The organism is Plantibacter cousiniae (nom. nud.), assembly GCF_977070315.1.
In genome coordinates this window covers 77,446-91,691 of record NZ_CDRVEU010000004.1, presented here as the reverse complement: position 1 = coordinate 91,691, position 14,246 = coordinate 77,446, and the positions used below count along the sequence as shown (strand labels likewise).

Below are 14,246 nucleotides of genomic sequence, written 5' to 3'. Positions count from 1 at the left end.
GGCTGATTTCAGCCGATACAGGCTCAACAGAATCAACGCGACCATCGCTTCAGGAGCTAATAATGGCAGGCATTCTCGACACAGTAGATCAGCGCACACAACTGGTGGGCGAGAATCGCCTGGAAATCCTCATGTTTCGCCTTGCCGGTCGGCAGCTGTTTGCGATCAACGTGTTCAAGGTCCAGGAAGTATTGCAGCTACCCAAGCTGACCCTCATGCCGCAACGCCATTCGTTCGTGTGTGGTGTGGTCAACCTGCGCGGCCAGACCCTTCCGGTGATCGACCTCTCCCAGGCCATCGGCATGCGCCCACTGGTACCGGGTCCGGGCAGCACAATCATCGTCACCGAATACAACCGGTCGGTTCAGGCCTTTCTTGTTGGCGGTGTCGACCGTATCGTCAACATGAACTGGGATGCAATCATGCCACCGCCGGTCAGCGCAGGTCGTCAGCATTACCTGACCGCCATCAGCAAGGTCGATGATCAACTCGTAGAGATCATCGACGTTGAAAAAGTGCTCGCCGAGATCGTGCCTTACAACGCCAAGGTATCCCGCGAGAAGCTCGAAGATCCGGTGCTGGAAAATGCCCGTGGTCGGGAAGTGTTGCTGGTCGACGATTCCAAGGTCGCGCTGGCGCAGTTGCGCGATACGCTGTCTCAGTTGGGCCTCAAGCTGCACGTAGCCAGCGACGGCCTCAAGGCGCTGAACATGCTCAAGGCCTGGGCGGACGCAGGCGAGAACGTGCACGAGAAGCTGCTGATGGTGTTCACCGATGCGGAAATGCCGGAAATGGACGGCTACCGTCTGACCACTGAGATTCGCAACGATGCACGCCTGCGCGGTCTGTACATCGTCCTGCATACTTCGTTGTCCGGCAGCTTCAACGAATCGATGGTCAAGAAGGTCGGCTGTGACAACTTCCTCTCCAAGTTCCAGCCCGACAAGCTGGTCGAGGTCGTGCGCGAACGTCTTTTGATGATTGTCTGACACCGCGCTCGATTTCTCATCGCGAGTGCTGCCGGCTCCGGCTTCGGATAAGCTTTGCTGTCTGCATCAAAGCTTATCCAGCCCCCAAAGGAATCGGCGCACATGTTACGTCTCAGCTCGCTCTATCGTTTCCCCCTCAAATCCTGCAAGGCCGAGCCGATGCAGCGCGCCTCGTTCGATGCGTTGGGGTTGGCGGGCGATCGACGCTGGATGCTGGTCGACGCCAGTAATGGCCGATTCTTCACTCAGCGCGCACTGCCGCACATGTCCCGACTGTCGGTATTGTGGAACACCAGCGGTGGTGTAACCCTTTCGGCACCTGGCTTCGAGCCTCTGGACGTCGCGATTCCGCTGGATATCGACTCTAATTTGCGTGGCGTGACCGTCTGGCGTGACTCGCTGCAGGTTCCGGATGCGGGTGATGAGGCCGGCGAATGGGTCAGCCGGTTTATCGGCAAGCCCACGCGCATGGTCTACCTGCCAGCGGAGCGTGCGCGCTGGATCCCTGGCGGCTACCAGACGGTCAACGACCGGGTGAGCTTTGCCGATGGTTTTCCATTGCTGCTGATCGGCCAGGGATCGCTCGATGATCTGTCAGCGCGCATGGGCAGGCCGATGGAAATGCTGCGTTTCAGACCCAATCTGGTGATCGAAGGGGCCGAGGCCTTTGCCGAGGATGGCTGGAAACGCATCCGCATCGGAGACATCGAGTTCCAGTTGCTCACGCCTTGCGCACGCTGCATCCTGACCACTGTCGACCCGGCAACCGGCGAGCGCAGTGCAGATCGCGAACCGTTTGCCACGCTCAAGACTTATCGGGAAGTGGAAGGCAACGTGCTGTTCGGTCAGAACGTGGTCAACGAGGGGTTGGGCGAGCTTGAAGTGGGCATGTCCGTCGAAGTGCTGGAGTAGGGGCGGGCAGCGCTATTGTCCGGCAGGAGTGCTGTGCGCAGCACTCCTGCCGACACCGGTCACTGGTCGTCGAAAAACCGTTCGTGCCAGTCCACCAGAGGCTGCGGCGAGTTGAGCTTCTGGCCGTAGATCACCGAGTACGACAATACGTTTTGCACGTACTGACGGGTTTCATCGAACGGAATGCTCTCTACCCAGACATCGAAGGCCAGATGATTGGCACCTTTAAGCCATTGGCGCACGCGCCCCGGGCCAGCGTTGTAGGCCGCTGAGGCGAGCACCCGGTTGCCGTTGAACTGCGCATGCACCGAGCTCAGGTAGGCGGCGCCCAACTGGATGTTGGTGTCCGGGTCGAGCACCTGCTGAGGCGAGGCCAGTGGGATGCTGTACTTGCGCGCGGTCTCCTTGGCGGTGGCAGGCATCAATTGCATCAGCCCGCTGGCACCGACGCCCGAACGGGCATCATCCATGAACGCACTTTCCTGACGCGTGATGGCGAACACCCAGCTCGAATGCAGGCCGCGCACCTTGGCTTCGCGTACCAGCGTGTCGCGGTGCGCCATCGGGAAGCGAATATCCAGATCGTCCCAGTATTGCGCCTGGCTGATGGTGCGGATTGCCGGGAAATACCACTGCATGTCGTAGGCCAGCTTGGCCTGGGCAACCATCTCGTCACGATTGAACAGGCGGCTCACGTGATACCACTCACGCCGACCGTTGACGATCTCGCCGCGATCATGAAACTCCAGTGCGCGACGCACGCCCGGCGTGTTGCGTACCTTGTTGATCAGCGCCTGGCTCAGCACCAGCGGCTTATTGTTGAGCTGGTACGGGCTCTGGGTGCGATCGGCAGCCAGAAAGCCGTAGAAGTCACGCTCCTTGGCGACATCCTTGTACAGCGCAGCAATCAGCGGGCTGTTGGGTTGCGCCAGTTCCAGAGAGCGGGCTTCCCAGTAACGCCAGCGATTGGTCGCCGCCAGATCCTTGGGCAGCCGGCGCGCGAGCTCATAGGCGTCTTCCCAGCGACCCAGGCGCAGCAACAGGCGCAGGCGCCATTCGGTCACGGTGTCGTCACGCAATTCGGGGTCATATTTGGTCATGACCTCCAGTGCGCGGTCGTCATAACGACGCGCCAGGGTCAGGCCGATTTCCTTGGCAATCTCGACCTGCTCTTCGCGGGAGAAATGCATGGTCACGGCGTAGCCATCGAGCATCGACAGGGCTTTCTGCGGGTCCTGCTTGGCGAGCCGACGCAGGCCGAGACCGACCACGTCGGACATCGCTTCGTCTACCGGGGCAAATTGCGACGGGTTGTTGACCATCTCCGGTTTCTGCGCGACAGCCAGTAGCAGGCGTCCTTGCGGTGCCAGCGAGTTGAGGCTGTCCACCAGCGTGCTGGCCAGACTGTAATTACGCGTCTGCGCCGCCAGCTTGGCGCGCTGCCAGCGCTTCTGTTCGGTCAGCTGGCCGGCGGCCGCCCACTGGGCAAAGAAACCGTCACAGGCGGCGGGTAATGTCTTGCCGGTCATCCAGAGCTTTTCAGCACTGGCGAAGCCTTCGGCGCGTTTGTTGTTGTTCAATTGGTACTGCCCGTACAGGCAGTCCAGCTCGACGAACTTCATCTTCGGGTCGTAATACTTGACGAAGGTTTGCCAGTCGCCACGCTCGGCCAGCCAGCGCAACCAGCGCAGCTTCATCCAGTTGGCTTGCGGCAGGTCGCCGTGCTCGGCAAGGAACTTCTCGATTTCGGGATTGCTTGCCGTTTTCAGGCGCGCCGTCAGTTCGTCGTATTCGAGGTAAGGCTCCAGCGGATAGTCGGCCAGGGCTGTGGCGTACATCTGGTAGGGGCCTGAATCGCCCTTGGCCAGTGCGCGCTTTGCTTCGTCGTAATACTTGCGTTGTTGGTTGAGGTCTACCGCATGAGCAGTCTGGACGGCGGTGGCGGAGAGGAGCAGGCACGATAAAAAGCTGAACAAACGACTGCGCATGAGACTTCCGAGCAGATGAGTCGGTGAAAAGTATTGCTAGCTTAGCCTTTTGCCAGCTCTTGGTGAAAGCATTGCCGACGAGCTTGTCTCATATGGAAATAATTGGCGGTCATAAAGTCTTGTCGAGGCGCGCAGCGGTGCCATGAATGCCGACATCTGCCTGCTATCTCAGGTAGAATGCGCGCCCGGTTTTTGGAGAAGCTCATGACCCTGCTCAAATTCAGCGATGTGTCCCTTGCTTTCGGCGCCATGCCGTTATTGGACAAGGTGTCCTGGCAGATCGCCCGTGGCGAGCGGGTGTGCATCATCGGCCGTAACGGCACAGGCAAATCCAGCATGTTGAAGCTGGTAAAAGGCGTTCAGAAGCCTGATGACGGGGCTGTCTGGCGCGCGCCCGGCCTCAAGATCGGCGAATTGCCCCAGGAATTGCCGGTAGCCGACGGACGGACTGTGTTCGATGTGGTGGCCGAAGGTCTGGATGGCGTCGGTGCCTTGCTGGCCGAGTACCACCACCTGGCGCAGAACTGCGTCACCGAGGAAGACCTGAACAAGCTGATGCATGTTCAGCAGGACCTCGAAGCCCGTGATGGCTGGCGCCTGCAGCAGTTGGTCGAGAGCACTCTCAGCCGCTTGCAGTTGCCTGCCGACAAGACCCTGGCCGAACTGTCCGGTGGCTGGCGTCGCCGTGTTCTGCTGGCCCAGGCGTTGGTGTCCGAGCCGGACCTGCTGTTGCTCGACGAGCCGACCAACCACCTGGATATCGGCGCCATCGCCTGGCTTGAAGAAGCCCTCAAGGATTTCCAGGGTGCAGTGCTGTTCATCACGCACGACCGGGCATTCCTGCAAAACCTTGCGACCCGCATCCTTGAACTGGACCGCGGCGGCCTGATCGACTGGGATGGCGACTACGCCAGTTTTCTGGTCCACAAGGAAGCTGCGCTGGCTGCCGAAGAAACCGCCAACGCGCTGTTCGACAAGCGTCTGGCCCAGGAAGAAGTCTGGATCCGCCAGGGCATCAAGGCTCGTCGCACCCGTAACGAAGGTCGCGTGCGTGCGCTCAAGGAGCTGCGCGTAGAGCGCAGCGAGCGTCGTGAGCGTACCGGCAAGGCCAACATTCAGCTCGACACTGCCGAGAAGTCCGGCAAGCAGGTCATGGTGCTCGATAACGTCAGCTTCGCCCATCCGGGCGGGCCGACCCTGATCAAGGATTTCTCCATGGTCCTGCAGCGCGAGGACCGTATCGGTCTGCTCGGCGCCAACGGTACCGGCAAGACCACGCTGCTCAAGCTGATGCTCGACAACCTGCAGCCAACCGCAGGTAAGGTTGAAGTCGGTACGCGTCTGGATGTGGCCTATTTCGACCAGTTGCGTCACCAGCTCGATCTGGAAAAGACCGTAATCGACAACGTTGCCGAGGGACGTGATTTCATCGATATCGATGGCCAGAGCCGTCATGTGCTGAGCTACCTCGGCGACTTCCTGTTCAGCCCGCAGCGTGCCCGCACGCCGGTCAAGGCGCTTTCCGGTGGCGAGCGTGCCCGTCTGTTGCTGGCCAAGCTGTTCAGCAAGCCAGCCAACCTGCTGGTGCTCGACGAACCCACCAACGACCTGGACGTCGAAACCCTGGAGCTGCTCGAAGAGGTTCTGCTGACCTTCAAAGGCACTGTGCTGATGGTCAGTCACGACCGGGCATTCCTCGACAACGTCGTCACCAGTACGCTGGTGTTCGAAGGCGAAGGCAAGGTTCGCGAGTACGTGGGTGGTTATCAGGACTGGCTGCGTCAGGGCGGGTCACCGCGTCTTCTGGGCGTCGCCGACACCAAGTCGGGCAAGGCCGAGCTGGCCAGCGCTGTGGTGCAGGCTGCACCGGTTGCCGCTCAGGACATGCCGGTGGCGAAGAAGAAGCTCAGCTACAAGCTTCAGCGTGAGCTGGAGGCGTTGCCTGCGCAGATCGATGAAGTCGAAGGCAAGATGGCGGCGCTGAACGCGGAAATGGCCGAGCCGGGCTTCTACCAGCGCTCGTCCGAGCAGACTGCAGCCGTGCTGGCGCAGCTGGAAAACCTGCAGGCCGAACTTGACAAGCTGCTGGAGCGTTGGGCCGAACTGGACGAGTGATCGTCCGGCGCGTCTCAGGTTGCAGGAAAAGCCCGGGTCACCGGGCTTTTTGCTATAGCGGGCCCGGGATTATTCAGGCTTCTTGTCTTCCTGTTTGTTGAGGCGTACGGCCAGTACGTCACAGGGCGCGCCATGCACGACGTCGTTGGTGGTCGAGCCTAGCAGCAGGGCGAGGCCGTGGCGGCCGTGGCTGCCGACAACGATTACGTCGCAACCCTTGTTCTTGGCCAGTTGATGGATTTCCTGACGCGGCTGGCCATACACAAGATGGCTTTCGCCTTCGTTGAGCAGCGGGAATCTTAGCTTGAGCGAGTCCTGTACTTTCTTGAGTTTTTCCTTGGCCTGGTCGAATTGCTGCTGCTGCAACTGCGACAGGTCCATGGGTACATCACCGCCAAAGGCCATTGCCATGGGTTCGACGATGTGCACGATCGACAGCTTCGCGCCGCTGTCTTTTGCCAGCATGCTGGCGCGGTGGATGACCGATTCACACTCATCGGTGAGGTCGATGGCAACCAGAACGTGTTTGTATGGCATGAGGGTTCCTCCGGGAGAATTGCAATGATGGGAGTATGGCTCTTTCGTTCGCATCTGGGCAGGCCCCCGTGCAAGTCATTGTTTTCAAGAATGTTGTAAAGAGCCTGAAATCGGCTGGGGGCAAGAAATATGACGGTCTGGATAGTCCTGTCAATCATTGGTGTAATGCTGAGTCCGCTGGTGTGGTTACGTCCCTCGCGCCAGCAAAGCGGCAGGATGGCGTTGCGCATGCAGGCGCGGCGGCTGGGCATGGGCATGCAACTGACCCCGCAGGAGTGGCCGCACTGGCTGAGCAAAGAGCCGCCCAGCCCTTGCGCGCAGTACCATCGTCCGCGTCTGGGCTCGCATGCAGATACCTGGGTGTACTGGCAAAGCGGACCGGGCGTATGGCTTAACCGCTGGCGCGAGCCTTGCGAGGACGCGAGGCTGCTGCCCCACCTGCAAACGTTGCCCGTGGATGCCTACAAAGTCGAGGCTGACGGGCAACTGATTGCGGTGTACTGGGCCGAGCGGGGCGAGGCAGAAGTGTTACAGCGTATTGATGCGGTGCTCAGGGCGCTTGCCTGACCCTGAATCGCAGGCATTAAAAAGCCCGATAACAACATCGGGCCGGGGTTGGCCAGGCAGGCCGATAATTCGTCGCGTGCCGACAGGCTTTCGCTGCCATGTCGGCTTTCGCTGTTGCGCACCCGCAAATCAGCTGCATTGCGAGCCTCTTGTGGCGCAGTGCTGCGACTCTAGACCTTTTGCTCCTTTTTGTCGCGATTCCTGCAAATATTTTTTGCATGTGCCCTCGTGCGGTGCGTTTCTGGCTGATTTTCCCCGCGCTTATCGATTGTCACGCATCGCGATTATTGTCATGCAGAGGCCCGTCGTCCCTGGCGTGGCGGCGTATTACCGCGCTCCGCGTCCAGCAACTGCAGGGCATTCAAGTGAGCACTATCATTACCGCGAATGATGGAAGATCTTAGGTTGCAGCGGGCATTATGGGGCCTCGGCATGTTCCTGTTAAAACGCGAATTTTCAGGCGTTTTGTCGAATTGACAATCTTGTGGTTATGCCTGATGGTGTGCGTACCCAAATCAAACGGGCGTATGAAATGAGCGTTTGGTCGTCAGAGGGCTCTCACAGAATCCCGACTACCACGTCGCGGCGGTAAGCGTGTGATTTGGCGTGTTCATCGACGGCGACGTCGTAGCCCCGTCGGACATTGAGGTCCGGCGGGTATTGTTCAGCTTCCATATTGTGGAGATCAGTTGATGATTTACGAAGGTAAAGCCATCACGGTTAAGGCTCTTGAAAGTGGCATCGTCGAATTGAATTTCGACCTCAAGGGTGAGTCCGTCAACAAGTTCAACCGTCTCACCCTCAATGAGTTCCGCCAGGCAGTCGACGCGCTCAAGGCCGACGCATCGGTCAAGGGCGTGATCGTCACCAGTGGCAAAGATTCATTCATTGTCGGCGCCGATATCACCGAATTCGTCGACAACTTCAAGTTGCCGGAAGCTGAACTGGTCGCTGGCAATCTGGAAGCGAACAGGATTTTCAGTGATTTCGAAGACCTGAACGTGCCGACTGTCGTCGCAATCAACGGTATTGCGCTGGGCGGCGGTCTGGAAATGTGCCTGGCCGCAGATTATCGAGTCATCGCCAGCAGCGCTCGCGTCGGTCTGCCCGAGGTCAAGCTCGGCCTGTACCCGGGTTTTGGCGGCACCGTGCGTCTGCCACGCATTATCGGCGCTGACAACGCGATCGAGTGGATCGCCTCGGGCAAGGAAAATGCCGCAGAAGATGCGCTCAAGGTTGGTGCCGTGGACGCGGTGGTTGCGCCCGACAAGCTGCAGGCTGCCGCCCTTGATTTGATCCAGCGCGCCATTTCCGGCGAGTTCGATTACAAGGCCAAGCGTCAGCCGAAGCTGGACAAACTCAAGCTCAATGCCATCGAGCAGATGATGGCATTCGAAACCGCAAAAGGCTTTGTCGCAGGTCAGGCCGGCCCGAACTATCCGGCCCCGGTAGAAGCCATCAAGACCATCCAGAAAGCCGCCAACTTCGGTCGTGACAAGGCGCTGGAGATCGAAGCTGCCGGTTTCGTGAAAATGGCCAAGACTGCTGCTGCGCAGAGCCTGATCGGCCTGTTCCTGAACGATCAGGAGCTGAAAAAGAAAGCCAAGGGTTACGACAAAATCGCCAAGGACGTGAAACAGGCTGCCGTACTGGGCGCCGGGATCATGGGCGGCGGTATTGCCTATCAGTCGGCAGTCAAAGGCACGCCGATCCTGATGAAGGATATTCGCGAAGAAGCCATTCAACTGGGTCTGAACGAAGCGTCCAAACTGCTTGGCGGTCGTCTGGAGAAAGGTCGTCTGACCGCTGCGAAGATGGCCGAAGCGCTTAACGCCATTCGTCCTACGCTGTCCTACGGCGATTTCGGTAACGTCGATCTGGTCGTCGAAGCAGTCGTCGAGAATCCCAAGGTCAAGCAGGCGGTACTGGCCGAAGTCGAAGCCAATGTGGGTGAAAACACCATTCTGGCGTCCAACACCTCGACCATCTCGATCAGCCTGCTGGCCCAGGCCCTCAAGCGCCCGGAAAACTTCGTCGGCATGCACTTCTTCAACCCTGTGCACATGATGCCGCTGGTGGAAGTGATCCGTGGCGAGAAATCCAGTGAAGAAGCGGTCGCCACGACCGTTGCCTACGCCAAGAAAATGGGCAAGAACCCGATCGTGGTCAACGACTGCCCGGGCTTCCTGGTGAACCGCGTGCTGTTCCCGTATTTCGGTGGTTTCGCCAGACTGATCAGTGCAGGCGTGGATTTTGTGCGCATCGACAAGGTCATGGAGAAATTCGGCTGGCCGATGGGGCCTGCCTATCTGATGGACGTGGTCGGTATCGACACCGGACACCACGGGCGTGATGTCATGGCCGAAGGCTTCCCTGATCGCATGAAGGACGATCGCCGCTCTGCGATCGACGCTCTGTACGATGCCAAGCGCCTCGGGCAGAAGAATGGCAAGGGTTTCTACGCGTACGAGACCGACAAGAAGGGCAAGCCCAAGAAGGTCAATGACCCGGCGGTGCTGGACGTGCTCAAGCCGATTGTCTACGAACAACGCGAGGTCAGCGATGAAGACATCGTCAACTGGATGATGATCCCGCTGTGCCTGGAAACGGTCCGCTGCCTGGAAGACGGCATTGTCGAAACCGCTGCCGAGGCTGACATGGGCCTGATCTACGGTATCGGTTTCCCTCCGTTCCGAGGCGGCGCGCTGCGCTACATCGATTCCATCGGTGTTGCCGAATTCGTTGCCCTGGCTGACCAATACGCCGAACTGGGTGCCCTGTATCAACCGACCGCGAAGCTGCGTGAGATGGCCGCTAATGGCCAGAGCTTCTTCGGTCAAGCGTCTTCCGAGGAATGAACCAATGAGCCTTAATCCAAGAGACGTCGTGATTGTCGACTTCGGTCGCACCCCGATGGGCCGCTCCAAGGGCGGCATGCACCGCAACACCCGCGCTGAAGATATGTCCGCGCACCTGATCAGCAAGTTGCTCGAGCGCAACAACAAGGTCGATCCGGCCGAAGTCGAGGATGTGATCTGGGGCTGCGTCAACCAGACCCTGGAGCAGGGCTGGAACATTGCGCGCATGGCGTCATTGCTGACCCAGATCCCGCACACCTCGGCCGCCCAGACGGTCAGCCGTCTTTGTGGTTCGTCCATGAGCGCGCTGCACACGGCTGCTCAGGCAATCATGACCAACAACGGTGACGTGTTCGTCATCGGCGGTGTCGAGCACATGGGGCATGTCAGCATGATGCATGGCGTCGACCCAAACCCGCACATGTCCCTGCACGCCGCCAAGGCCTCCGGCATGATGGGCCTGACCGCTGAAATGCTCGGGAAAATGCACGGCATCACCCGCGAGCAGCAGGACGCTTTCGGCCTGCGTTCCCACCAGTTGGCGCACAAGGCAACGCTGGAAGGCAAGTTCAAGGACGAGATCATCCCGATGCAGGGCTATGACGAGAACGGTTTCCTCAAGGTCTTCGACTACGATGAGACTATTCGTCCGGACACCACTCTGGAAAGTCTGGCGGCACTCAAGCCTGCCTTCAATCCAAAAGGTGGCACCGTGACTGCCGGTACGTCTTCGCAGATCACCGACGGTGCGTCGTGCATGATTGTCATGTCGGCCCAGCGTGCCCAGGACCTCGGCATCCAGCCGATGGCGGTGATTCGTTCGATGGCGGTGGCCGGTGTCGACCCCGCAATCATGGGTTATGGTCCGGTTCCGGCCACTCAGAAAGCGCTCAAGCGCGCTGGTCTGAGTATTGCCGATATCGACTTCTTCGAGCTCAACGAAGCCTTCGCTGCACAGGCCTTGCCGGTGTTGAAAGATTTGAAAGTGCTCGACAAGATGAACGAGAAGGTTAACCTGCACGGCGGCGCCATCGCTCTGGGGCATCCTTTCGGGTGTTCCGGTGCACGCATCTCCGGCACTTTGCTCAATGTCATGAAGCAAAATGGCGGCACCTTCGGTGTGTCGACCATGTGTATTGGTCTGGGTCAGGGCATCGCGACCGTTTTCGAACGCGTCTGATTCCTGAGTGTGATGCGAGCCGGGGCTTGGTGCCCCGGCTTTTGTTTTTTGGAAAAATGGTTTCAGGCAAATTTTCTGGACGTGTTACAAGAGGACCGCGACATGCAATTGCAGCCAGGGCTCTATCGCCATTACAAGGGCCCGCACTACCGGGTTTTCAGCGTTGCAAAACATTCCGAAACCGAAGAGGAAGTCGTGTTCTATCAGGCTTTGTACGGCGATTTCGGCATGTGGGTACGTCCCTTGAGCATGTTTCTGGAGTCGGTCGAGGTTGACGGCGAGCACGTCCCGCGCTTTGCTCTGATTGAGGCTGAACCCAGCCTGTTTTCCCGAACGTGAGAGGCGATTGCACAACAGGCTGTGCTTGACCTCACCTTGTAGCCACTATATATAGCGTGGCCTTTACAAGCTCCTCACTGTCTTTCATCTAGTATTCAGGAATTTTCTGATCCATGGGCAAATCGCTGGTCATCGTGGAATCCCCGGCTAAGGCCAAGACCATCAACAAGTATTTGGGCAACCAGTACGTGGTGAAGTCGAGTATCGGCCATATCCGAGACCTGCCCACCAGCGGTTCGGCGAGTGCCGCCAAAGATCCTGCCGCCAAGCGTGGCAAGGCCGCTGCGGGCGAAGGCCCGGTACTGACGCCGAAAGAAAAGGCGCAACGCCAGCTGGTCTCGCGCATGGGAGTCGATCCGGAACACGGCTGGAAAGCCAAGTACGAGATCCTCCCCGGCAAGGAAAAGGTCATCGAAGAGCTGCGCAAGCTCGCCAAGGATGCCGACACCATCTATCTCGCGACGGACTTGGACCGCGAAGGGGAGGCCATTGCCTGGCACCTGCGCGAAGCCATCGGTGGTGATGACAGCCGCTACAAGCGCGTGGTGTTCAACGAGATCACCAAGAAAGCCATCCAGGAGGCGTTTTCCAAGCCAGGCGAACTGGACATCGCCCGGGTCAATGCCCAGCAGGCGCGTCGCTTCCTCGACCGCGTCGTCGGCTACATGGTTTCCCCACTGCTCTGGCAGAAAGTTGCCCGTGGCTTGTCCGCCGGGCGTGTGCAGTCGGTTGCGGTGAAGCTGGTGGTCGAGCGCGAGCGTGAAATCCGCGCGTTCAACCCTGAAGAATACTGGGAGATCCACGCCGATCTGGGCACCACCAAGGGCGCCAACGTGCGTTTCGAAGTAGCGCGTGAAAACGGCGAAGCGTTCAAACCGCTCAATGAAACCCAGGCCATGGCCGCTCTTGAAAAGCTCAAGGCGTCCAGCTACAGCATCGTCAAGCGTGAAGACAAGCCGACCAGCAGCAAGCCATCGGCGCCGTTCATCACCTCGACCCTGCAGCAGGCGGCGAGCAACCGTCTGGGTTTCGGCGTAAAGAAGACCATGATGATGGCCCAGCGCTTGTACGAAGCTGGCTACATCACTTACATGCGTACCGACTCGACCAACCTGTCGGCTGACGCAGTCAGCATGGCGCGTGACTACATCCAGACCGAATTCGGCAAGAAGTACCTGCCGGAGTCGCCCAACGTCTACAGCAGCAAGGAAGGCGCGCAAGAGGCTCACGAAGCGATTCGACCTTCCGACGTCAACACTCACCCGAGCAAACTGACCGGGATGGAGCGTGACGCCGAGCGTCTTTACGAGTTGATCTGGCGCCAGTTCGTGGCCTGCCAGATGCTGCCTGCGCAATACCTGTCGACCACCGTCACGGTCGCCGCCAGCGATTTCGAGCTGCGCGCCAAGGGCCGCATCCTGAAATTCGATGGTTATACCCGTGCGCTGCCGCAGATGGCCAAGCCGGGCGATGACGATGTTTTGCCGGACATGGCACAGGGCGAAACCCTGAAACTGAACAAGCTCGATCCAAGCCAGCACTTTACCAAGCCGCCTGCGCGTTACTCGGAAGCGAGTCTGGTCAAGGAGATGGAAAAGCGGGGCATTGGTCGCCCGTCGACCTACGCAGCGATCATCTCGACCATCCAGGACCGTGGCTACGTGGCGTTGCATAACCGCCGCTTCTACTCGGAAAAGATGGGCGACATCGTCACCGGACGTCTGTCCGAAAGCTTTTCCAACCTGATGGACTATGGCTTTACCGCCGGGATGGAAGAAAACCTCGATGACGTGGCTCAGGGGGAGCGCGACTGGAAAAACGTGCTGGACGAGTTCTACGGTGATTTTCGTAAAAAGCTCGACGTGGCCGAGGCCGCTGATGGCGGCATGCGCGCCAACCAGCCGGTGATGACCGACATCCCGTGCAAAGTGTGCGGCCGTCCGATGCAGATCCGTACAGCCTCGACGGGCGTTTTCCTGGGTTGCTCCGGCTACAGCCTGCCACCCAAGGAACGCTGCAAGGCGACCGTCAATCTGACTCCCGGCGACGAAATTGCCGACGATGACGAGGGTGAGTCCGAATCGCGGGTTCTGCGAGGCAAGCATCGCTGCCCGATCTGCAGCACGGCGATGGACGCCTACCTGCTGGACGAGAAGCACAAGCTGCATATTTGCGGCAACAACCCTGATTGCACTGGTTACGAGATTGAGGAAGGCACTTACCGTATCAAAGGCTATGAAGGTCCTAGCCTGGAATGTGACAAGTGTGGCAGCGAGATGCAGCTCAAGACCGGCCGTTTCGGCAAGTTCTTCGGCTGCACCAACCCGGACTGCAAGAACACCCGCAAACTGCTGAAAAGCGGTGACGCAGCGCCGCCGAAGATGGACCCGGTGAAGATGCCGGAGCTCAAGTGCGACAAGGTTGACGATACCTACATACTGCGTGATGGCGCTTCGGGCCTGTTCCTGGCCGCCAGCCAGTTCCCGAAGAATCGCGAAACCCGCGCACCGCTGGTCATCGAAATCGCCCCGCACAAGGACGAAATCGATCCCAAGTATCACTTCCTTTGCGAAGCGCCGAAGAAGGATCCGGACGGTCGTCCAGCAGTGATCCGCTACAGTCGCAAGACCAAAGAGCAATACGTCCAGACCGAAGTAGAGGGCAAGCCTACCGGCTGGCGTGCGTTCTACGACGGCAGCGCCTGGAAGGTTGAAGACAAGCGTTGATCGCAAGCGCCCGGCTCAAGGGAGCCGGGCGCTGT

Annotated in this window: 10 protein-coding genes; 8 read left to right on the top strand and 2 right to left on the bottom strand. The window is 59.3% G+C overall.

The window, feature by feature from the left end:
• Positions 1-62 precede the first annotated feature (62 nt).
• Both ACW55A_RS10370 and ACW55A_RS10365 read left to right on the top strand, forming a co-directional pair.
• On the top strand, positions 63-989 hold the full coding sequence (locus ACW55A_RS10370; protein ID WP_003315817.1) for a chemotaxis protein CheV: 927 nt from the start codon (positions 63-65) through the stop codon (positions 987-989).
• Positions 990-1,091: 102 nt separating this feature from the next.
• Positions 1,092-1,901, top strand: coding sequence for an MOSC domain-containing protein (locus ACW55A_RS10365; RefSeq protein WP_003370484.1), 810 nt, complete (start codon positions 1,092-1,094; stop codon positions 1,899-1,901).
• Between the two features lie 59 nt (positions 1,902-1,960).
• On the opposite strand, the gene ACW55A_RS10360 is transcribed toward ACW55A_RS10365, so the two are convergent.
• The gene (locus ACW55A_RS10360; protein ID WP_003370486.1) at positions 1,961-3,889 is read right to left on the bottom strand and encodes a transglycosylase SLT domain-containing protein; all 1,929 of its coding nucleotides are present in this window, start codon (positions 3,887-3,889) and stop codon (positions 1,961-1,963) included.
• Between the two features lie 204 nt (positions 3,890-4,093).
• Here ACW55A_RS10360 and ACW55A_RS10355 point away from each other — a divergent pair, with 204 nt between their 5' ends.
• Positions 4,094-6,004, top strand: a complete 1,911-nt coding sequence (locus ACW55A_RS10355; RefSeq protein ID WP_003436344.1) for an ATP-binding cassette domain-containing protein — start codon at positions 4,094-4,096, stop codon at positions 6,002-6,004.
• 69 nt (positions 6,005-6,073) lie between these two features.
• On the opposite strand, the gene ACW55A_RS10350 is transcribed toward ACW55A_RS10355, so the two are convergent.
• Complete coding sequence (locus ACW55A_RS10350; protein WP_003370492.1) at positions 6,074-6,541, bottom strand: universal stress protein; 468 nt, start codon at positions 6,539-6,541, stop codon at positions 6,074-6,076.
• A 129-nt stretch (positions 6,542-6,670) separates the two neighbouring features.
• Here ACW55A_RS10350 and ACW55A_RS10345 point away from each other — a divergent pair, with 129 nt between their 5' ends.
• The 5 genes from ACW55A_RS10345 to topA all read left to right on the top strand — a co-directional run bounded on the left by ACW55A_RS10345 (position 6,671) and on the right by topA (position 14,211).
• Entirely contained in the window at positions 6,671-7,108 is a 438-nt protein-coding gene (locus ACW55A_RS10345; protein WP_042930839.1) for a hypothetical protein, read from the top strand.
• Between the two features lie 692 nt (positions 7,109-7,800).
• Positions 7,801-9,966 carry a fatty acid oxidation complex subunit alpha FadB gene (fadB, locus tag ACW55A_RS10340; protein ID WP_455808133.1) on the top strand — a complete coding sequence of 722 codons (2,166 nt, stop codon included), beginning with the start codon at positions 7,801-7,803 and terminating at the stop codon, positions 9,964-9,966.
• Positions 9,967-9,970: 4 nt separating this feature from the next.
• A complete protein-coding gene (fadA, locus tag ACW55A_RS10335) occupies positions 9,971-11,146 on the top strand; it encodes an acetyl-CoA C-acyltransferase FadA (RefSeq protein ID WP_003370497.1) in 1,176 nt (391 codons plus the stop codon).
• Between the two features lie 102 nt (positions 11,147-11,248).
• The gene (locus ACW55A_RS10330) at positions 11,249-11,485 is read left to right on the top strand and encodes a DUF1653 domain-containing protein (protein WP_003370499.1); all 237 of its coding nucleotides are present in this window, start codon (positions 11,249-11,251) and stop codon (positions 11,483-11,485) included.
• Between the two features lie 113 nt (positions 11,486-11,598).
• Positions 11,599-14,211 carry a type I DNA topoisomerase gene (gene topA, locus ACW55A_RS10325; RefSeq protein WP_498811301.1) on the top strand — a complete coding sequence of 871 codons (2,613 nt, stop codon included), beginning with the start codon at positions 11,599-11,601 and terminating at the stop codon, positions 14,209-14,211.
• Positions 14,212-14,246 lie beyond the last annotated feature (35 nt).

Coding starts and splice junctions, on each gene's coding strand:
- ACW55A_RS10370 (WP_003315817.1), top strand. CDS start 63: ATGGCAGGCATTCTCGACACAGTAGATCAGCGCACACAACTGGTGGGC.
- ACW55A_RS10365 (WP_003370484.1), top strand. CDS start 1,092: ATGTTACGTCTCAGCTCGCTCTATCGTTTCCCCCTCAAATCCTGCAAG.
- ACW55A_RS10360 (WP_003370486.1), bottom strand. CDS start 3,889: ATGCGCAGTCGTTTGTTCAGCTTTTTATCGTGCCTGCTCCTCTCCGCC.
- ACW55A_RS10355 (WP_003436344.1), top strand. CDS start 4,094: ATGACCCTGCTCAAATTCAGCGATGTGTCCCTTGCTTTCGGCGCCATG.
- ACW55A_RS10350 (WP_003370492.1), bottom strand. CDS start 6,541: ATGCCATACAAACACGTTCTGGTTGCCATCGACCTCACCGATGAGTGT.
- ACW55A_RS10345 (WP_042930839.1), top strand. CDS start 6,671: ATGACGGTCTGGATAGTCCTGTCAATCATTGGTGTAATGCTGAGTCCG.
- fadB (WP_455808133.1), top strand. CDS start 7,801: ATGATTTACGAAGGTAAAGCCATCACGGTTAAGGCTCTTGAAAGTGGC.
- fadA (WP_003370497.1), top strand. CDS start 9,971: ATGAGCCTTAATCCAAGAGACGTCGTGATTGTCGACTTCGGTCGCACC.
- ACW55A_RS10330 (WP_003370499.1), top strand. CDS start 11,249: ATGCAATTGCAGCCAGGGCTCTATCGCCATTACAAGGGCCCGCACTAC.
- topA (WP_498811301.1), top strand. CDS start 11,599: ATGGGCAAATCGCTGGTCATCGTGGAATCCCCGGCTAAGGCCAAGACC.